The organism is Pseudomonas auratipiscis (assembly GCF_036324085.1).
Lineage (GTDB): Bacteria > Pseudomonadota > Gammaproteobacteria > Pseudomonadales > Pseudomonadaceae > Aquipseudomonas > Aquipseudomonas auratipiscis.
This window is the reverse complement of sequence record NZ_JAZDCU010000020.1, coordinates 1-18,859: the sequence shown is the minus strand read 5'-3', so window position 1 is coordinate 18,859 and position 18,859 is coordinate 1. Positions and strand designations below refer to the sequence as shown.

Below are 18,859 nucleotides of genomic sequence, written 5' to 3'. Positions count from 1 at the left end.
TACGGAATTGTACCTCGCTGAAGTGCGCTGATGGCCTTACCGTCAAAGCTCCACTTCAGTCGGTGCGATCCGCATGGCTGTGCGCCTTGAACCGCTCAAAAAAACAAGAGAGAAGGGATTGCCCATGCGCCATACCTCCATTTTTGCAGCTTTACTGGGCCTCGGCCTGCTCACCCAGGCCCCCCAGGGGCTGGCCAAGAACCTGGTGTTCTGCTCCGAAGGCAGCCCAGGCGGTTTCGACACCGCCCAATACACCAGCGCCACCGACAACGACGCCGCCGAGCCGATCTATAACCGCCTGGTAGAGTTCGAACGCGGAGCTACCGCAGTAAAGCCAGCGCTGGCAAAAAGCTGGGAGGTTTCGCCGGACGGCCTGACCTACACCTTCCACCTGCGCGAAGGGGTCAAATTTCACAGCAACAAGGAATTCACGCCGACCCGCGAGTTCGACGCCGACGACGTGCTATTCACTTTCAAGCGCATGCTCGACCGCGAACACCCTTTTCGCAAGGCCTATCCCACCGAGTTTCCCTATTTCACCAGCATGAGCCTGGACAAAAACATTGCCCGGATCGAGAGAACCGACGCGATGACAGTGGTATTCACCCTCAACAGCGTCGATGCCGCTTTCGTGCAGAACCTGGCAATGAGCTTTGCTTCGATCCTTTCCGCCGAATACGCCCACCAGCTGATGACCTCTGGCCGGCCCAGCGATATCAACCAGAAACCCATCGGCACCGGTCCGTTCGTATTTCAGCGCTATCAGAAGGACTCGCAGATCCGCTACCGCGGCAACAAGGATTACTGGGACCCCAGCCAGGTCAAGATCGAGCAACTGATCTTCTCGATCAACGTCGACCCCTCGGTACGCATCCAAAAACTGCGCAAGGACGAGTGTCAGGTCACCCTCAATCCCCGCCCTGCCGACCTCGACAGCCTCAAGCGTGATCCAAAACTGCAGGTCATCGAAAAGCCCGGGTTCAACCTCGGCTACATCGCCTACAACGTTCAACACAAACCGTTCGACCAGCTCGAAGTACGCCAGGCGATGGATATGGCGGTGAACAAGTCGGCCATCGTCAAAGCGGTGTACCAACATGCCGGACAACTGGCGGTCGGCAGCATGCCACCCACGCAATGGTCCTACGACGACACCATCAAGGATGCAGATTACAACCCGGACAAGGCCCGCGAGCTGCTCAAGGCTGCAGGCGTCAAAGAAGGCAGCGAAGTCACCCTGTGGGCTATGCCTGTGCAACGCCCCTACAACCCCAACGCCAAGCTGATGGCTGAAATGCTCCAGGCTGACTGGAGCAAAATTGGCTTCAAAGTGAAGATTGTCAGCTACGAGTGGGGGGAATATCTCAAGCGCACCAAGGATGGTGAACACGATGTAACGCTGATCGGCTGGACCGGTGACAACGGCGACCCAGACAACTGGCTGGGCACGCTCTACAGCTGTGATGCGATTGGCAGCAACAACTATTCAATGTGGTGTGACCCGCAGTATGACGCTCTGGTCAAGCAAGCCAAGACCGTTACCGACCGCGAGCAACGCACCGTTCTCTACAAACAGGCGCAACAACGGCTGCGACAGCAATTGCCTATCACCCCGATTGCGCACTCGACGGTCAACCAGCCGCTCAGTGCCAAGGTCGTGGATTTCAAGGTCAGTCCGTTCGGACGTAACAGCTTCTCAGGCGTCAGCACCGAATAAAAACCGGGATCGTCCAAGGGGGTGAACACCATCCCCACGGGCGATCGTTGCCCGAATAAGACCGTTTGTGCTCAAGCAAACGTTTGCAAGGCTTGCTGCAACCGGCAAGACGCCCAGCTCACGAGGCCAGGCGGCAACTAAAAAAAGAAAAGAAAAGGGAGCTTCAACTTGAGACGAACCCAAACTGCAGTATTGGCCCTGTCCCTTGGTGGCTTGTCAGCCATGGCCCAGGCCGAACCCGCGAGCCAGGACTATGTTCCGCTCAGCGTCAAAACCACCAGTGCCCAAGAACAAGCCACAGGTTTCATCGAGGGACACAGCCTGTCCGGCTCGACACGTAACTGGTATGCCCGCGAACGTGCCACCCGCGCACCGCTTTGGAAGTATTACAAGAGTGATGGCACTCGCCACGATACCCACAGCCGTGACAACTGGCTGCAAGGCACCATTCTCAATTACAGCTCCGGCTTCACCCAAGGCACCGTAGGCTTCGCCACAGAAGTCGCAGCCTATAACGCCGTGGCCCTGGAGCAAGGCCGTGCCGCCGTCGCCGGACCGAACAATCGCACCCTTACCCATAGTGACGGTGATGTCATCGGCCAATGGAGCAAGATGGGCCTGGCCAACGTCAAGGCGCGGGTCTCCAACACTACCCTGACCGCCGGCCGCCACTCGGTGGATACACCGGTGATTGCGTACATCGGCAACCGCGCCCTGCCCTCAAGTTTCCAGGGTGTGAGCATTCATAGCGAAGAGTTCAACAACCTGTCGTTCGACGTCGGCTCCTTTGATCGCGTCTCGCCACGCACGGAGCAGAGCTTGAGCAAATTCCGCTCCGAGTACGCGGCCAATGGTGTAGAAACTGATCGCATCAGCATGGCCGGCATCACCTACCAGCCACTGCAAAGCCTGAGGACCAGCCTGTATGCTTCCAAGGTCGAGGATTTCTGGAACCAGTACTACTTCAGTGCCAACCATGAGCTGGGCGACAGTTCGGTAGTGAGCCTGAACACCGGGCTGAACTACTACAAGACCAAGGACGAGGGACGCAGCAAACTTGGTGAAATCGACAACGATACCTACAGCCTGTCGCTGGGGCTCACGCATCAGGCGCACAACCTGACGTTCTCCTACCAGCAGGTCAACGGTAACGAGTACTTCGACTACCTGCATGAAACCAACGCCATCTTCCTGGCCAACTCCCTGCTTTCGGACTTCAACGGTCCGAACGAAAAATCGATGCAGATAGCTTATGTGTTGAACATGGCCCAGTACGGCGTACCAGGTTTGAAATTCAACCTATACAACGCACGCGGCTGGGGCATCGATGGCACACACTACAAGGGCACTGGCTATGACGTGCAGAACCAGGACGGCGAGAACCATTATGAGTGGGGTATCGGTACCAGCTATGCCGTGCAGAGCGGTGCGCTCAAGGACACCACTGTCCGCGCGACCTACACCGCCCACCGGGCGAGCAAGGCCCAGGCGGACGGCAGTCTCGATGAGCTGCGCATCGTGACCACCATTCCGTTCAACATTCTCTAGCAACGGCAGCCACGACCGGTTCGCTGAATCGGTCGTGGCGACTACGCTGGCTTAATTGATAGCAGGGAGAGTTCATGAAATCGCTACCGCTACAGGCTGCCCTGACAGCCCTCCTGTTGAGCGCCGCTGCAAGCCTGTCGGCCAAGCCGTTGGTGGTCTGTACCGAAGCCAGCCCGGAAGGCTTCGATATCGTCCAGTACACCACCGCGGTGACTGCCGATGCGTCGGCTGAAACCATTTTCAATCGCCTGGTGGACTTCAAGCCCGGCACCACTGAAATCCAGCCGGCCCTGGCCGAGCGCTGGGAGATCAGTGCCGACGGCATGACCTATACCTTTCACTTGCGCGAAGGTGTGAAGTTCCACACCACTGCCTACTTCACACCGACTCGCCCACTGAATGCCGACGATGTGCTGTGGAGCTTCCGTCGCCAGCTGGACTCCAACCATCCGTGGCACAACAAGACCAGCATCGGCTTTCCCTATTTTGAAAGCATGGGGTTCAAGGCCCTGATCAAGAGCGTCGAGAAAACCGATGATCACACCGTAGTCTTTACCCTTAATCGTCCTGAAGCGCCGTTCTTGCCTGATCTGGCCATGGCCTTCACCTCGATCTACTCGGCGGAGTACGGCGACCAGTTGCTCAAGGCCGGACAAACAGCAGCGCTCAACAGCAAACCTATTGGCACCGGTCCGTTCATCTTCCAGCGTTACAACAAGGACGCCCAGGTTCGCTATAAAGCCAATCCGGACTACTTTCGCGGCAAACCACCCGCCGATGCCCTGATCTTCGCCATCGCCACCGACAACAACGTGCGCTTGCAGAAGCTCAAAGCAAATGAGTGCCAGGTGGCGCTTTATCCCAAGCCGGATGACATCGACAGCATCAAGGCAGATCCCACACTCAAGGTTGCCGAAATGGAGGCGTTGACCACCGGCTACATCTCACTCAATACCGAACACAAATACTTGAGTGACGTGCGCGTGCGCAAAGCGATCAACATCGCCTTCGATCGCCAGACCCATGTCGACCAGTTGTTTGGCAAAGGCAATGCGCTCGTGGCGATCAACCCCTATCCGCCAACACTGATGGGCTACAACACCAGTAACCGCAACCCACCCCGCGACCTCGACAAGGCCCGCGACCTGCTCAAGCAAGCCGGCGTACCGCCCGGTACAGTGCTGACCCTATTCACCCGCAATGGCGGCGGCCCGACCAACCCCAACCCCCGCCTGAGTGCAGAAATGCTTCAGGCCGACCTTGCCAGGATCGGTTTGAAAGTCGATATCCGTATCATGGAGTGGGCCGAAATGCTGCGCCGGGCGAAAAAGGGTGAAGCCGATATGGTCTCTACCGGCTGGGCAGGCGACAACGGCGACCCGGACAATTTCCTGACTCCCCTGCTCAGTTGCGATGCAGTCAAAAGCGGAGAGAACTATGCACGCTGGTGCAATAAGACATTCCAGGCATTGATCGACAAGGCACGTACAGTGTCCGACACAGATGAGCGCGCAGCGCTCTATGTAAAGGCCCTGGCGGTGTACGATGAAGATCAACCGTGGATCAGCATGGCGCATCCGAAGATGTTTACTGCCATGCGTAGCAACGTGGAGGGGTACCACATCAACCCCCTCACCAATAACAACTTCGCCACCACCCAGGTGAAGTAGAACAAGAACGACCGTCAGTGCCCTACCCGGGCGCTGGCGGGACTGCCTGACCGGCTGATGAGGTACACCATAAGATGTTTAGTTTTATTGCCCGGCGCCTGGGACTTTTGATCCCGACTTTTTTCGGCATTACCTTGCTTACATTCGCACTCATACGCCTGATACCCGGTGACCCGGTGGAGGTGATGATGGGTGAACGCCGGGTTGACCCAGAAATGCATGCCCAGGCCATGGAGCGCCTCGGCCTGAACAAACCCCTGCCAGAGCAATATCTGGATTACGTCAGCAAACTTGCCCAAGGAGACCTGGGTGAATCGCTGCGTACCCGTGAAAGCGTGTGGACCGAGTTTCTTGCCCTGTTTCCGGCGACGTTGGAGCTGTCCCTGGCAGCCTTGCTGTTCGCCGGGGTGATCGGCCTGCTGGCGGGGGTAATCGCCGCACTGAAGCGCGGTTCGCTGTTCGATCACGGAGTAATGGGTATTTCCCTGGCTGGCTATTCGATGCCGATCTTCTGGTGGGGCCTTATTCTGATCATGTTCTTCTCCGTAAGCCTTGGTTGGACCCCGGTTTCCGGGCGCATCGACCTGCTCTACGACATCGAGCCGAAAACCGGCTTCATGCTCATCGACACCCTGCTCAGCGATGAGGAAGGCGCGTTCAAGGACGCCGTTATGCACCTGATTCTGCCGGCCATTGTGCTCGGTACCATTCCGTTGGCAGTGATCGCGCGGATGACTCGCTCCTCAATGCTTGAAGTGCTGCGCGAAGATTACATTCGCACCGCCCGGGCCAAGGGGCTGTCGCCTGCTCGGGTGGTATTTGTCCATGGCCTGCGCAATGCGCTGATTCCCGTACTTACGGTTTTCGGCCTGCAGGTCGGCACATTGCTGGCCGGTGCGGTACTGACCGAGACGATCTTTTCCTGGCCAGGCATCGGCAAATGGTTGATCGAAGCTATCGGCGCCCGTGACTACCCCGTGGTACAGAACGGCATTCTGTTGATTGCTTGCCTGGTGATCCTGGTCAACTTCGTCGTGGACATCCTCTACGGCCTGGCCAACCCACGCATCCGTCATCAGCGCTGAGGGCCACGTCATGACAACCCCAATTGCCAAACCTAACACCGCCCCGGTCACCGCTGTCGATACCAGCCTGCTTTACCCGTCACCCTACAAAGAGTTCTGGCAGGCGTTTTCGCGCAACAAGGGCGCGGTCGCCGGGCTGATGTTCATGAGCCTTATCGTGTTCTGTGCCCTGTTCGCTCCTTGGGTGGCGCCCCACGACCCCAGCGAGCAGTACCGCGACTTCCTGCTGACGCCACCGGTTTGGCTTGAGGGCGGCAACTGGCAATTTATCTTCGGCACTGACGAATTGGGCCGCGATCTGCTTTCGCGCCTCATCCAGGGCTCACGCCTGTCGCTGCTGATCGGCCTGTCCTCGGTGCTGATCTCGCTGATCCCCGGTGTTTTTCTCGGCCTGTTGGCGGGTTTTTTCCCGCGTATTCTCGGCCCCTCGATCATGCGCCTGATGGACGTGATGCTGGCCCTACCATCGTTGTTGTTGGCCGTGGCGATTGTCGCCATCCTCGGCCCTGGCCTGATCAACACCGTCATTGCCATCGCTATCGTTTCGTTGCCCTCCTACGTGCGACTTACCCGGGCAGCGGTAATGGTTGAACTGAACCGTGACTACGTCACCGCTGCACGCCTGGCAGGCGCTGGCCTACCACGCCTGATGTTCATCACCGTGCTGCCCAACTGCATGGCGCCGCTGATCGTCCAGGCCACCTTGAGTTTCTCCTCGGCGATTCTCGATGCCGCAGCTTTGGGCTTCCTTGGCCTTGGTGTTCAACCACCGACCCCTGAGTGGGGCACCATGCTGGCCTCGGCCCGTGACTACATAGAACGTGCCTGGTGGGTGGTTAGCCTGCCTGGGCTGACCATTTTGCTCAGCGTGCTGGCAATCAACCTGATGGGTGACGGACTGCGCGACGCGCTCGATCCAAAACTCAAGAATGCCGCCTGAGGAGAACGCCATGTCACTTCTGCAAATCAAGAATTTGAGTGTGCGCTTCGGCGACACCAACGCGGTGCCGGTTGTCGATGGTCTGGACCTTACCGTCAGCGAAGGCGAAGTTCTGGCAATTGTCGGCGAGTCGGGCTCGGGCAAATCGGTCACCATGATGGCACTGATGGGCTTGATCGATGCGCCAGGACGCATCACCGCCGATGCCCTGAGCTTTGACGGCGTCAACATGCTCACCCTCAGCGGTCGGCAACGTCGCAAAGTGGTGGGCAAGGATATGGCAATGGTCTTCCAGGACCCGATGACCGCCCTGAACCCCAGTTACACCGTGGGATTCCAGATTGAGGAGGTCCTGCGCCAGCACCTTGGCCTGCGTGGCAAGGCCGCGCGCCAACGCGCTCTGGAACTGCTCAAGAAAGTCGAGATTCCCGCGGCCGAAAGCCGCCTCGACGCCTACCCTCATCAACTGTCCGGGGGTATGAGTCAGCGCGTGGCCATCGCCATGGCCATCGCTGGCGAACCCAAGCTGTTGATTGCCGATGAGCCGACCACCGCCCTGGACGTCACCATTCAGGCGCAGATCATGGAGCTGCTGCTCAACCTGCAGCAAGAACAGAACATGGCCCTGATCCTGATCACCCACGACCTGGCTGTCGTCGCCGAAACAGCCAAACGCGTCTGTGTGATGTATGCCGGTCAAGCCGTGGAGGTCGGTCAGGTACCGGAGCTGTTCGAGGTGCCTGCGCATCCCTACAGCGAAGCCCTGCTGGCAGCTATTCCAGAGCACAGTGAAGGCGCCGAGCGTCTGGCGACCCTGCCGGGAATTGTTCCCGGCCGTTACGACCGTCCTGAAGGCTGCCTGCTCTCACCGCGCTGCCCGTACGTGCAGGAAAACTGCCGTCGCCAACGCCCGACCCTCGATCCCCAGGCCCATAGCCAGGTGCGCTGTTTCTACCCGTTGAACCAGGAGGTGGCGTGATGACTGTCGTCCTTACCGCCCGTGAACTGACCCGTCACTACGAAGTTTCCCGCGGTCTGTTCAAAGGCCATGCCCTGGTACGTGCACTCAATGGGGTCTCGTTTGAACTAGAAGCGGGCAAGACCCTGGCCGTGGTCGGTGAGTCCGGCTGTGGCAAATCAACCCTGGCACGTGCCCTGACGCTGATCGAGGAACCCTCTTCCGGCTCGTTGAAAATTGCCGGTCAGGAAGTGGCCGGGGCCAACAAGGCCGAGCGCAAACAACTGCGCAAAGACGTGCAGATGGTGTTCCAGAGCCCTTACGCTTCACTCAACCCGCGTCAGAAAATCGGTGACCAACTGGCCGAACCGCTGCTGATCAATACCAAGCTGTCAAAGAACGAACGGCGGGAAAAAGTCCAGGCCATGATGCAACAGGTGGGCCTGCGCCCCGAACACTACCAGCGCTACCCGCACATGTTTTCCGGCGGTCAGCGCCAGCGTATTGCCCTGGCCCGGGCAATGATGCTGCAACCCAAGGTACTGGTGGCCGACGAACCCACCTCGGCCCTCGATGTGTCGATTCAAGCCCAGGTGTTGAACCTGTTCATGGACCTGCAGAAAGAGTTCAACACCGCCTACGTGTTCATCTCGCATAACCTGGCAGTGGTTCGTCATGTGGCTGATCAGGTACTGGTGATGTACCTGGGGCGTCCAGCGGAAATGGGGCCCAAGGAAGACATCTACAACAAGCCCCTGCACCCCTACACCCAGGCCCTGCTGTCGGCCACACCGACCATTCACCCGGACCCGCTCAAGCCGAAGATAAAAATCGTCGGTGAGCTACCCAACCCCCTTAATCCGCCATCTGGCTGCGCCTTTCACAAGCGTTGCCCGTATGCCACCGAGCGCTGTTCCTCCGAGGAGCCAGCGTTCCGGCAGGTGGCGACTCGGCAGGTGGCGTGTCATTACGCCGAGCAGTTCCTCTAGGACCCTTCGCGGGGCAAGCCCACTTCCCCAGGCCGGATTCAATGCTGGCCTGCGGGAGCGGGCTTGACCCGCGATCAAGCACTCCATCACTATTCCGACATGATCCCTGACTGCCTCCCCGACGGCCCGGAACAGACCCCGGAAACCGCCGCTACCGTGCTGCGCTATCACCTGTGCTGGAAGCATCGCGACCTCGACGGGGTGATGGCCTTGTTTCACCCAAAAATCCAGTACAACGACTACTTTCAAAACCGTGTGCTGAACCTTGCCGAGCTGCGTGAGTACGTACGCGCCAGCATGCCTCGTGAAGTGGATGAAGACATCGTTCACAGCGACCGCATCCGCGTCGACGGCTGTACCGCCTTCATCCAGTACCAAGTCACCTTGCAAGGCGGCGAGGGGTTGGTGGCCTTCCAGTCCAGTGAGGCGATTACGGTACGTGACGGCCTGGTCTGGCGGGTCAACGAATACGCATCTCTGGTGCGCGAGCCCAACCCAGAGTCGGCCCAGAGCGATGTGCGCCCGACTATCAGCCGACTCGGTCTGTCGCCACGACAACTGAGTTCCATGGCACAAGACCTGGAGCAGTATTTCCAGCGCCAGCAACCCTATCTCGACCCCGAGCTGGACCTGCAACGCGTAGCTCAGGAAAGCGGCTACAGCCGCAACCAGATTTCCTATCTGCTCAATCAGGTGCTGGGCCAGAGCTTCTACCGCTACGTCAACCATGCGCGCCTGCAACACCTGCTCAATGGCCTGGCGCAAGCGACGTCCAGCGCGAAAATCGATGACTTGGCCTTTGCCGCCGGGTTCAATTCGCTATCGGCCTTCTACAAGTGTTTCCGCCAGCATACCGGCCTCTCGCCAAAGGCCTGGGTGAAGCAAAATTCTCTGCGTGCACGCAGCTAAGACAACACCCCCCGCCTGCTTCTAGGATCGCCACAGACCGTAACGGATGTGGAGCCGAACATAATGCAGCCATGGCGCAAAATCAGCCTTTGGATGGACCAGCTGGACGAGACGCTGACTACCCGCCCAGCCCTGCACAAGGACCTGGACGTGGATGTCTGCGTCATCGGTGCCGGCTACACCGGGCTGTGGACCGCCTACTACCTCAAGCAGCAAGCCCCGCACCTGAACATCGCCATTGTCGAGGCCAGTATTGCCGGCTTCGGAGCCTCCGGGCGCAACGGTGGCTGGCTGATGGGCAACCTGCTCGGCGAAGATCGCTTGCTGGCTGCCAGCTCCCCCGAACAGCGCCGGGCATCCTTCGACTTGCTGCATGGCATACCCGATGAAGTGCAGCGTGTTCTGGAACTAGAGGACATCGACTGCGACTACCGCAAAGGCGGCGTACTGTACTGTGCCGCACGTTACCCGGAGCAGGAAGCCACGCTGCGTGACTACCTGAAAAAGCTCTACAAGCAGGGTCTGACCGAAGACGATTACCGTTGGATGAACGCGGAAGAACTGGCGACCCAGTTGCGCATCAGCAAGCCTTACGGCGCTATCTTCAACCCGAATGTGGCAACGATCCAGCCGGCCAAGCTGGTTCGCGGCCTGGCCCGAGCCGTTGAGCGCCTGGGTGTTCATCTTTACGAAAACAGCCCGGTCATCGACTGGCAACCCGGTGAAGTGCGCACCGCCCAAGCGCGGATCAAATGCCAGTGGGTGGTGCCAGCGGTCGAAGGCTATTCGGTCAACCTGCCACCACTAGGTCGATACCAGATGCCGGTGCAGAGCCTGCTGGTGGCAACCGAGCCGCTGCCTGAACAGGTCTGGCAAAAGATCGGCCTCAGCCGTGGCCAGGCCTTCAGTGAAAACAGTCGTCAGGTTACCTACGGCCAGCGCAGCGCCGACAATCGTCTGGTGTTCGGCGCCCGTGGCGGTTACCGCTTTGCCGGACGCCTGCGGGAAGATTTCGACCTCACCACCAGCGAGATAGAACTGCGTCGCTACTTGTTTGGTGAGCTGTTCCCACAGCTCAAGGACGTCGCCATCACCCATTCCTGGGGCGGTAATCTGGGCATGGCCCGACGCTTCCAGCCGCACATGCTCTGTGACCGCAAACAGCATATCGCCCTCGCTGGAGGCTACGGTGGCGAAGGCGTCGGTGCCACCAACCTGGCAGGGCGTACCTTGGCCGATCTGATTCTTGAGCGCTCGAGCGTGCTTACCCAGCAGCCGTGGGCGCATCCGGACAGAACGCTGTCCAGCCTCGCCGCCTGGGAGCCGGAGCCGTGCCGCTGGCTGGGCTACAACGCCATCATCAAAAGTTTTGTCCATGAAGACCAGACCCTCGCCAACCCGAACAGCGCCCCTTGGCGCCGTCGCTTGGCCAGTGGTGTCGCGGATTTCATGGAAGGTTTCATGCGCTGACCTTTTCGTTCCCCCTGTACAGGATTTACCGGTATGAGCATTACCCAATTCAAGAACACCGACACTGCAGTCCTGCAAGAATCCAATCCAGTTGCCGTGCCGCTGAGCGAGCCGGTTTCAATTGCCTCGGTGACGTCTGTCGAGCGCAGCGACGGTGTTGAAACCGGCATCTGGGAATGCACCCCGGGGCGCTGGCGGCGCCAGATTGTGCAACAGGAGTTCTGCCACTTCATCAAGGGCCGCTGCACCTTTACCCCGGATGGTGGCGAACCACTGACCATCGAGGCCGGTGACGCAATCATGCTGCCAGCCAATAGCACTGGAATCTGGGATATCCAGGAAACCGTGCGCAAAACCTATGTATTGATTTTCTGATCGTTTGATCGCCTGCCTCCTTCGATAAAAACAGACAAAGCAAGGAATCCAGACATGCGCCCATTGCTCATCGCACCGCTGTTGTTGGCCACCGCCGCTGCCCAGGCAGCCGACTCGGTAAAAATCTACAACTGGTCCAGCTATATTGCCCCCGATACGCTGAAGAACTTCCAACAAGCCAGCGGTATCGTGCCGACCTACGACGTGTTCGACAGCAACGAAACCCTCGATGGCAAGTTGATGACTGGCAATTCCGGCTACGACGTCGTATTTCCGTCCAACCACTTCATGGCCCGGCAGATCCAGGGCAAGGCCCTGAAAAAGCTCGACAAGAGCCAACTGCCAAACTGGCAGAACCTCAACCCCGTGCTGCTCAAGGCCCTGGAAGTCAACGACCCTGGTAACCAGTACGGTTTCCCCTACCTGTGGGGCAGTACCGGCATTGGCTACAACATCGACAAGGTCAAGGCGGTTCTGGGCGACAACGCCCCGGTGGACTCCTGGGACCTGATCTTCAAACCCGAGTACATCAGCAAGCTGAAAAGTTGCGGGGTAGCGGTGCTGGACAACGGTCCCGAACTGCTGCCAATTGCCCTCAACTATCTGGGCTTGCCGCATCACAGCCAAGACCCCAAAGATTATGAAAAGGCCAAGGAATTGCTGATGAAGGCACGTCCTTACATCAACTACTTCCACTCGTCGAAATACACCGGCGACCTGGCCAATGGCGACATCTGCGTCGTCGTGGGATTCTCGGGTGACGTGCTGCAGGCCAAGAACCGTGCAGAGGAAGCGAAGAATGGTGTGAAGGTGGGCTATTCGATTCCCAAGGAAGGCGCACCGATGTGGTTCGACATGGTTGCCATGCCGGTCGACGCACCCAACGAAAAAGCCGGCTATGCCTACATGAACTACCTGCTGCAACCCGAGGTCATGGCCAACATCAGCGAGCACGTGCAATACGCCAACGGCAACCTCAAGGCGGACGCCCTGGTCGACCCGACCATGAAGGCCAACACCATGATCTATCCGAGCGAAGAAATGCTCGGCAAGCTGTTCGCCCTGGAAGCCATGCCGGCCAAAATCGACCGCATCCGCACACGAATCTGGACCAGCATCAAAGCGGGGAATTGACGGCCTTCGGCCAGCTTTAAGCTTCAAGCTTCAAGCTTCAAGCTTCAAGCTTCAAGCTGCAAGAAAAAGCAGGCGGGTGTCCGGCCTGCTGTCCTCTTGCAGCTTGTAGCTTAAAGCCTGTGGCTTTTAGTGATGCTCGCGGGTTGCGCGGAACTTGACGTCTGGCCAGCGCTCTTCCATCAGCGCCAGGTTGACACGCGTCGGGGCCAGGTAGGTCAGGTGACCACCGCCGTCGATCGCCAGGTTCTCCACTGCCTTGGTCTTGAATTCCTCAAGCTTCTTCTTGTCCTCACAGCTGATCCAGCGCGCGGACCAGACGGTGATTGGCTCGTAGGCGCATTCGACCTTGTACTCTTCCTTCAGGCGGCTGGCGACCACATCGAACTGCAGCACACCCACGGCGCCGAGAATGATGTCGTTGCTGCGTTCAGGGAAGAACACCTGGGTAGCACCCTCTTCAGCCAGTTGCTGCAAGCCCTGGCGCAACTGCTTGGACTTGAGTGGATCTTTCAGGCGAACGCGACGGAACAGCTCCGGGGCGAAGTGCGGAATACCAGTGAAGCCCAGCGCTTCGCCTTCAGTGAAGGTGTCGCCGATCTGGATGGTGCCATGGTTGTGCAAACCAATGATGTCGCCCGCCCAGGCTTCTTCCAGTTGCTCACGCTCGGAGGAGAAGAACGTCAGTGCATCGCCGATGCGCAGGTCCTTGCCGGTGCGCACATGGCGCATTTTCATGCCTTTCTCGTAGCGTCCGGAGCAGATACGCATGAACGCGATACGGTCGCGGTGCTTGGGGTCCATGTTCGCCTGAATCTTGAACACGAAACCGCTGAACTTCTCTTCGGTCGGCTCGACGCTACGCTCGTTGGCAGCACGTGGCAACGGACGTGGCGCCCAGTCGACGACGGCGTCGAGTACATGATCGACACCGAAGTTGCCTAGTGCGGTACCGAAGAACACCGGGGTCAGCTCACCACGCATGAATTCGCCTTGGTCGAATTCGTGGCATGCACCTTGAACCAGTTCCAGTTGTTCGATGAAGCGCTCGTACTCGTCACCCAGGTGGGCGCGGGCTTCGTCGGAGTCGAGCTTCTCGATGATCTTCACCTCGGTACGCTCGTGGCCGTGGCCCGGGGTGTAGACAATGATGTAGTCACCCGCCAGGTGGTACACGCCCTTGAAATCGCGGTAGCAACCAATCGGCCAGGTGATCGGCGCAGCCTTGATCTTCAATACTGCCTCGATCTCGTCGAGCAGTTCGATTGGATCACGGATATCACGATCGAGTTTGTTGATGAAGCTGACAATCGGCGTGTCACGCAGACGGCAGACATCCATCAGGGCGATGGTACGCGGCTCAACACCTTTACCGCCGTCGAGCACCATCAGCGCCGAGTCCACCGCCGTGAGCGTGCGGTAGGTATCTTCGGAGAAGTCTTCGTGACCGGGGGTGTCGAGCAGGTTGATCATGTGCTCGCGGTACGGGAACTGCATCACCGAGGTGGTGATGGAGATACCCCGTTGCTTCTCCATTTCCATCCAGTCGGAGGTGGCATGGCGGTCGGACTTTCGCGATTTCACCGTACCGGCAACGGCAATCGCCTTGCCCATCAGCAACAGCTTCTCGGTGATGGTGGTCTTACCCGCATCGGGGTGGGAAATAATAGCGAAGGTGCGGCGTTTCGCGACTTCGGCGGCCTGGTTGGTCATGGGAAATCGCCTGGCAGGTGATTCAAAAAAAGGGCGCAGATTATAGCCCAATTTAACTTGCGAACTGAACCGTTGGGTCGATTAACGCTGGCCAAATGCCGCTTCAGATGGGAACCTTTAGGGCTGTGGAGGCGTCCACTGCCCTGATTCGCAATTGGTTTTAACCATTCGTCAGGGCCGATTTCACTGGCAACACGAGCCTGACGAGGCTTCGCTTATGGCGTGTTTGGCTCCGATCCGGGCCACACGCTGCTTATCGCGATCACACTGCCTGCCGCCTGGAATGGTGGCCGCCACGGGAGTGTGTTCGCCGACAACAAAAGGAGTCCGCCTGTGGCTAAAAGCTATGGCAAGGGGCTGATGGGATGTGCCTTCGCGCTCGTCATCCTGGCCCTGCTGATCCACTGGATCGGCATTGATACGATCGCGCATTACCGCGCCGATCTATGGTTCTACCTGCAAGCACACCTGGTGTTGGTGCTGCTGTCGATGGTGGCGGCGTTAGCCGTGGGCATACCCGCTGGAATTGCCTTGAGTCGACCTCATAGAGTCGACCGCGCCGAACGCTTCATGCAGTTCTTCAACATTGGCAACACCATCCCCCCCTTGGCCGTTCTGGCCATTGCCCTGAGTTTCCTGGGCATCGGCGCAGGCCCCGCGATCTTTGCATTGTTCCTCGCCTCTCTCTTGCCCATCGTGCGTAACACCTACGAGGGCCTGAAAAACGTTCCCGCCTCGCTCAAGGAAGCCGCCACCGGTATCGGCATGACGCCTCGTCAAAGCTTATGGCGTGTCGAGCTGCCCAATGCCGTGCCAATCATCGTCGGCGGTGTGCGCGTCGCCCTGGCAATCAACGTCGGCACCGCACCGCTGTCGTTCCTGATTGGCGCCAACAGCCTGGGCAGTCTGATTTTCCCTGGCATTGCCCTGAACAATCAGCCGCAACTGCTGCTCGGCGCGGCCTGCACCGCTTTGCTCGCCCTCTTGCTCGACGCCCTGGTGGCGCAAGGCAGCCGGCGTTGGCTTGAACGCGGCCTGGCCCACTAAGCGAAGGAACTCCAATGAAAAGAATCGCCTTGTTTCTGGGCGCGGCCCTGCTGTTCTCCGGATTTGCCCAAGCCGCGACAAAGCCTGTAATTCGCCTCGGCGCGCGGGTGTTCACGGAACAGACTGTGCTGGCCGAAATTACTGCCCGCTACCTCAACCAGAATGGTTTTGATGTGCGCATCACTGGCGGATTGGGCAGCAGCCTGGCCCGTAGCGCCCATGAAACCGGTCAGCTGGACATGGTCTGGGAATACACCGGCGTGTCGCTGGTGTCCTACAACCATATCGATGAGCGTATGCCCAGCGCAGCTGCAACCTACGCCAAGGTCAAGGAGCTGGATGCGAAGAAAAACCTGATCTGGCTCACACCCTCGAAATTCAGCAACACCTACGCCCTGGCACTGCCGCGCAAGATTGCCGAGCAGTATCCACAAGTAAACAGCATCAGCCAGTTGAATCAGGTGTTGCGTGAAGAAAAGGATCGCGACCATGTAGTGGCGCTCGATACCGAGTTTGCCAATCGTCCCGACGGCCTTGTCGGCCTGACCGAAACCTACGACCTGCAACTGACCCGCCGCAACATCCGGCAAATGGATGCAGGACTGGTCTACACCGCCCTGCGCAATGGCCAGGTATTCAGCGGACTGGTCTACACCACGGACGGACGCCTGAGCGCCTTCGACCTCAAGCTGCTCGAAGACGACAAACACTACTTCCCCGATTACACCGCGGCTCCCGTGGTGCGCAAGGAAATCCTCGACGCTCACCCGCAACTGGCAACCCTGCTCAAACCGCTGGCCGAGCAACTGGATGACCAGACCATGCGCGAGCTCAACGCCAAAGTCGACGTCGAGCACCAGAGCCCGAGCAAGGTCGCCGCCGAATACCTGCGCCAGCATCCACCTGCACAGGAGCAGCCATAATCATGCTCGATACCTTTACTCACCTGGACTGGGCCGAGGTTCTGCATCTGACCTGGCAACACATTGCCCTGGTCGGCATTGCCGTAAGCCTGGCGATTCTGATCGGCGTGCCACTGGGCATCCTGATGACACGCTTCCCTTCCCTGGCCGGCCCCCTGCAGGCGTGCGCCACGGTGCTGTTGACCATTCCGTCGATCGCGTTGTTTGGCCTGCTGCTGCCGTTCTACTCCAAATTCGGCCAGGGCCTGGGGCCATTGCCGGCAATCACCGCCGTGTTCCTTTATTCACTGCTGCCGATCCTGCGTAACACCTACCTGGCGCTGACCAACGTCGAGCCCGGTATTCGAGAAGCCGCACGCGGTATCGGCATGACCTTCGGCCAGCGCCTGCGCATGGTCGAACTGCCCATCGCCGTGCCGGTGATCCTCGCTGGGGTGCGTACTGCCGTGGTGATGAACATCGGCGTCATGACCATTGCCGCCACCATCGGTGCCGGTGGCCTGGGTGTACTTATCCTTACCTCTATCAGCCGTAGCGACATGTCGATGCTGCTGGTCGGTGCTTTGCTGGTGAGCCTTCTGGCCATCTTCGCCGACCTGCTGCTGCAAACCCTGCAACGTGCCCTGACTCCAGAAGGACTGCGCAAATGATCGAACTTCAGAACCTGAGCAAGACCTTTCACGCCAACGGTAAAGACGTCAAAGCCGTCGATGCTGTCAGCCTGACCGTCAACGAAGGCGAGATCTGCGTATTCCTCGGCCCGTCCGGGTGCGGCAAGAGCACCACGCTGAAAATGATCAATCGCCTGATCACACCCACCTCCGGCAAGGTCCTGATCAATGGCGAAGACACTACCGGCCTTGACGAAGTAACCCTGCGTCGACGCATTGGCTATGTGATTCAGCAGATCGGTCTGTTCCCCAACATGACCATCGAGGAAAACATCACCGTGGTCCCGCGCCTGCTTGGATGGGACAAACAAAAATGCCACGAGCGTGCTCGCGAGCTGATGAGCATGATCAAGCTTGAGCCCAAGCAATATCTGCAGCGCTACCCGCGGGAGTTGTCCGGTGGACAGCAACAACGTATCGGTGTGATCCGCGCCTTGGCCGCTGAAGCGCCCCTGCTGCTGATGGACGAACCGTTCGGCGCGGTCGACCCGATCAACCGCGAGATGATTCAGAACGAGTTTTTCGAGATGCAGCGGGCATTGAACAAAACCGTGATCATGGTCAGTCATGACATTGATGAAGCCATCAAGTTGGGCGACAAAATTGCCATTTTCCGCGCGGGCAAACTGATCCAGATCGACCATCCCGACACCCTGTTGGCGCACCCAGCCGATGACTTCGTCAGCAATTTCGTGGGCCAGGACAGCACACTCAAGCGCCTGCTGCTGGTACGCGCCGAAGACGCTGCCGACAATGCGCCGTCGGTAAGCCCCGAGACGCCGGTGAGTGACGCGCTGGAGCTGATGGACGAACATGACCGCCGCTACCTCGTTGTTACCGATGCGCAGAACAAGGCCATGGGCTACGTGCGCCGACGTGACCTGCATCGCCAGCAAGGCAGCTGCAGCGACTTCCTGCGTACCTTCAATGCCACGGCCGCCCACGATGAACACCTGCGAATCCTGCTGTCGCGAATGTACGAGTTCAACCGCTCGTGGCTGCCAGTGCTCGATGCCGAGCAAGTGTTTCTTGGCGAAGTGACCCAGGAATCGATCGCCGCCTACTTGAGCTCGGGACGCTCGCGCGGTGGCAAGACCAATATCGTATCGCCGGCAGAAGTCGTGGTCTGAGTCATTAGTCCCCCAGGCAGCAACAAGGTGATCGGGCCTTGATGCTCGCCTGGGCAATCGACAACAGGACTCATTTATAAGCACTTAAGGAAGCGTCCTACATCAATTTTTTTTAACCCTTGTTAGCGTGCCCTCTCCTTTTCTCAGGTTCAGGGCAAGCCTACGTTCGTACCGGTAAATGCCGCGCTCAACGAACGACACACTTTCTCTGTTCGCCATCAGCTCGAATCGAACAAGGACGTGTGATGCACAAGCCCGCCTCTGAAGCCGAACTGCACCGTGCCAGGCGCAACCAGGAATTCACCAACACACCCTTCGATGTAGCCCAGTGCGCGTTCAGGCAGCCGCAAGTGAGCATCTTTCCGGTGCGCTATGCACTGGATGAGTCCCCGCACAGCAAAGCCAGCAACCAAGGACCGAACCCGCTGCCACCGAACTGGCAGGGGCAACTGCCCACGCTGAAAACCCGCAGCTACACCCTGCGCCAACTGCGTGACGGCTGGTTATATGTGTGGGACAGCGTCGAGCAAACCTTTCATGAGTATCAGGTCACTGGCGAGCACTTCACTCGCCACATCTGGAC

17 protein-coding genes are annotated in these 18,859 nt (G+C 58.8%); 16 read left to right on the top strand and 1 reads right to left on the bottom strand.

The annotated features are described in order from the left end of the window. Positions 1-124: 124 nt before the first annotated feature. The 11 genes from V0R60_RS22480 (at position 125) to V0R60_RS22430 (ending at position 12,795) form a co-directional block, all read left to right on the top strand. Complete coding sequence (locus tag V0R60_RS22480) at positions 125-1,717, top strand: ABC transporter substrate-binding protein (protein ID WP_330080718.1); 1,593 nt, start codon at positions 125-127, stop codon at positions 1,715-1,717. A gap of 222 nt (positions 1,718-1,939) precedes the next feature. Further along, the gene (locus V0R60_RS22475; RefSeq protein WP_136479022.1) at positions 1,940-3,265 is read left to right on the top strand and encodes an OprD family porin; all 1,326 of its coding nucleotides are present in this window, start codon (positions 1,940-1,942) and stop codon (positions 3,263-3,265) included. Positions 3,266-3,339: 74 nt separating this feature from the next. Next, positions 3,340-4,935: an ABC transporter substrate-binding protein gene (locus V0R60_RS22470; RefSeq protein ID WP_330080717.1), complete on the top strand. Its 1,596-nt coding sequence runs from the start codon at positions 3,340-3,342 to the stop codon at positions 4,933-4,935. A gap of 74 nt (positions 4,936-5,009) precedes the next feature. Continuing rightward, entirely contained in the window at positions 5,010-6,020 is a 1,011-nt protein-coding gene (locus V0R60_RS22465; protein WP_136478001.1) for an ABC transporter permease subunit, read from the top strand. Positions 6,021-6,030: 10 nt separating this feature from the next. After that, positions 6,031-6,960 (top strand): ABC transporter permease subunit, encoded by a 930-nt coding sequence (locus V0R60_RS22460; RefSeq protein WP_136478002.1) that lies wholly within the window; start codon positions 6,031-6,033, stop codon positions 6,958-6,960. A 10-nt stretch (positions 6,961-6,970) separates the two neighbouring features. Next, positions 6,971-7,939 (top strand): ABC transporter ATP-binding protein, encoded by a 969-nt coding sequence (locus tag V0R60_RS22455; protein ID WP_136478003.1) that lies wholly within the window; start codon positions 6,971-6,973, stop codon positions 7,937-7,939. Continuing rightward, on the top strand, positions 7,939-8,907 hold the full coding sequence (locus V0R60_RS22450) for a peptide ABC transporter ATP-binding protein (protein ID WP_330080716.1): 969 nt from the start codon (positions 7,939-7,941) through the stop codon (positions 8,905-8,907). Before V0R60_RS22455 ends, V0R60_RS22450 begins: the two co-directional genes overlap by 1 nt. Positions 8,908-9,006: 99 nt before the next feature. Further along, positions 9,007-9,816 carry an AraC family transcriptional regulator gene (locus V0R60_RS22445; RefSeq protein ID WP_330080736.1) on the top strand — a complete coding sequence of 270 codons (810 nt, stop codon included), beginning with the start codon at positions 9,007-9,009 and terminating at the stop codon, positions 9,814-9,816. Positions 9,817-9,879: 63 nt separating this feature from the next. Continuing rightward, on the top strand, positions 9,880-11,286 hold the full coding sequence (locus V0R60_RS22440) for an NAD(P)/FAD-dependent oxidoreductase (protein ID WP_136478005.1): 1,407 nt from the start codon (positions 9,880-9,882) through the stop codon (positions 11,284-11,286). Between the two features lie 33 nt (positions 11,287-11,319). After that, the gene (locus tag V0R60_RS22435; RefSeq protein ID WP_136478006.1) at positions 11,320-11,661 is read left to right on the top strand and encodes a cupin domain-containing protein; all 342 of its coding nucleotides are present in this window, start codon (positions 11,320-11,322) and stop codon (positions 11,659-11,661) included. 54 nt (positions 11,662-11,715) lie between these two features. Continuing rightward, on the top strand, positions 11,716-12,795 hold the full coding sequence (locus tag V0R60_RS22430) for a polyamine ABC transporter substrate-binding protein (RefSeq protein ID WP_330080715.1): 1,080 nt from the start codon (positions 11,716-11,718) through the stop codon (positions 12,793-12,795). 126 nt (positions 12,796-12,921) lie between these two features. Here the strand turns inward: V0R60_RS22430 and V0R60_RS22425 are convergent, their stop codons facing one another. Beyond that, on the bottom strand, positions 12,922-14,505 hold the full coding sequence (locus tag V0R60_RS22425; protein ID WP_330080714.1) for a peptide chain release factor 3: 1,584 nt from the start codon (positions 14,503-14,505) through the stop codon (positions 12,922-12,924). Positions 14,506-14,838: 333 nt separating this feature from the next. Here V0R60_RS22425 and V0R60_RS22420 point away from each other — a divergent pair, with 333 nt between their 5' ends. The 5 genes from V0R60_RS22420 to V0R60_RS22400 form a co-directional block, all read left to right on the top strand. Beyond that, on the top strand, positions 14,839-15,552 hold the full coding sequence (locus V0R60_RS22420; protein WP_136478009.1) for an ABC transporter permease: 714 nt from the start codon (positions 14,839-14,841) through the stop codon (positions 15,550-15,552). Between the two features lie 14 nt (positions 15,553-15,566). After that, positions 15,567-16,475: a glycine betaine ABC transporter substrate-binding protein gene (locus V0R60_RS22415; protein ID WP_136478010.1), complete on the top strand. Its 909-nt coding sequence runs from the start codon at positions 15,567-15,569 to the stop codon at positions 16,473-16,475. 2 nt (positions 16,476-16,477) lie between these two features. Continuing rightward, on the top strand, positions 16,478-17,125 hold the full coding sequence (locus V0R60_RS22410; RefSeq protein WP_330080713.1) for an ABC transporter permease: 648 nt from the start codon (positions 16,478-16,480) through the stop codon (positions 17,123-17,125). Then, on the top strand, positions 17,122-18,276 hold the full coding sequence (locus V0R60_RS22405) for an osmoprotectant ABC transporter ATP-binding protein OsmV (protein ID WP_330080712.1): 1,155 nt from the start codon (positions 17,122-17,124) through the stop codon (positions 18,274-18,276). Before V0R60_RS22410 ends, V0R60_RS22405 begins: the two co-directional genes overlap by 4 nt. 245 nt (positions 18,277-18,521) lie before the next feature. Further along, on the top strand, positions 18,522-18,859 hold a 338-nt coding region (locus tag V0R60_RS22400), incomplete at its 3' end, for a toxin VasX (RefSeq protein WP_330080711.1).

Coding starts and splice junctions, on each gene's coding strand:
- V0R60_RS22480 (WP_330080718.1), top strand. CDS start 125: ATGCGCCATACCTCCATTTTTGCAGCTTTACTGGGCCTCGGCCTGCTC.
- V0R60_RS22475 (WP_136479022.1), top strand. CDS start 1,940: ATGGCCCAGGCCGAACCCGCGAGCCAGGACTATGTTCCGCTCAGCGTC.
- V0R60_RS22470 (WP_330080717.1), top strand. CDS start 3,340: ATGAAATCGCTACCGCTACAGGCTGCCCTGACAGCCCTCCTGTTGAGC.
- V0R60_RS22465 (WP_136478001.1), top strand. CDS start 5,010: ATGTTTAGTTTTATTGCCCGGCGCCTGGGACTTTTGATCCCGACTTTT.
- V0R60_RS22460 (WP_136478002.1), top strand. CDS start 6,031: ATGACAACCCCAATTGCCAAACCTAACACCGCCCCGGTCACCGCTGTC.
- V0R60_RS22455 (WP_136478003.1), top strand. CDS start 6,971: ATGTCACTTCTGCAAATCAAGAATTTGAGTGTGCGCTTCGGCGACACC.
- V0R60_RS22450 (WP_330080716.1), top strand. CDS start 7,939: ATGACTGTCGTCCTTACCGCCCGTGAACTGACCCGTCACTACGAAGTT.
- V0R60_RS22445 (WP_330080736.1), top strand. CDS start 9,007: ATGATCCCTGACTGCCTCCCCGACGGCCCGGAACAGACCCCGGAAACC.
- V0R60_RS22440 (WP_136478005.1), top strand. CDS start 9,880: ATGCAGCCATGGCGCAAAATCAGCCTTTGGATGGACCAGCTGGACGAG.
- V0R60_RS22435 (WP_136478006.1), top strand. CDS start 11,320: ATGAGCATTACCCAATTCAAGAACACCGACACTGCAGTCCTGCAAGAA.
- V0R60_RS22430 (WP_330080715.1), top strand. CDS start 11,716: ATGCGCCCATTGCTCATCGCACCGCTGTTGTTGGCCACCGCCGCTGCC.
- V0R60_RS22425 (WP_330080714.1), bottom strand. CDS start 14,505: ATGACCAACCAGGCCGCCGAAGTCGCGAAACGCCGCACCTTCGCTATT.
- V0R60_RS22415 (WP_136478010.1), top strand. CDS start 15,567: ATGAAAAGAATCGCCTTGTTTCTGGGCGCGGCCCTGCTGTTCTCCGGA.
- V0R60_RS22410 (WP_330080713.1), top strand. CDS start 16,478: ATGCTCGATACCTTTACTCACCTGGACTGGGCCGAGGTTCTGCATCTG.
- V0R60_RS22405 (WP_330080712.1), top strand. CDS start 17,122: ATGATCGAACTTCAGAACCTGAGCAAGACCTTTCACGCCAACGGTAAA.